The organism is Halomonas sp. BM-2019 (assembly GCF_017584085.1).
Map to the genome: position 1 here is coordinate 2,516,778 of NZ_CP071922.1, position 445 is coordinate 2,517,222.

General features: G+C 65.4%; 1 pseudogene. It reads right to left on the bottom strand.

Annotation, left to right across the window (positions count from 1 at the left end):
* Positions 1 to 335 (bottom strand): annotated as a pseudogene (locus J5F18_RS12560) (adenosine deaminase); the annotation flags it as partial.
* Between the last annotated feature and the right edge of the window lie 110 nt (positions 336 to 445).

The following is a 445-nucleotide window of genomic DNA, read 5'->3' on the forward strand; positions in this document are numbered from 1 at the left end:
ACCACCGGCAGCTCGATGCCCCGCGCCCGATGGGCCTGGGGGTCGAAGTGCATCTCCACGTGCACCACCCCCTCGGCGTGGGCGCGGCGCAGGTAGTCCATGGCCAGGTCGTGGAAATCCTCGGCGGTGCGCAGCACGCTCATGCCCTGGTAGTAGAGATCGAGGAAGGACTGCAGGTCCTGGAACTCATAGGCGGCTCGGACCTCCGCTACCGAGGCGTAGGGCAGGCGAATGCCGTTGCGCTCGGCGAGGGCGAACATCAGCTCAGGCTCCAGGGAACCCTCGATATGCAGGTGCAGCTCGGCCTTGGGCAGCCGCTTGAGGAAATCGCGCATGGGTTATCTCATCCGGTGGCGTTGACTTAATCCTGATCGAAACCGCGAATTTGCGCAAAGGTCGTCAGCGTCTGCCCCTCTCCCGACGCTCCCGGCCCCGACGAGGCGCT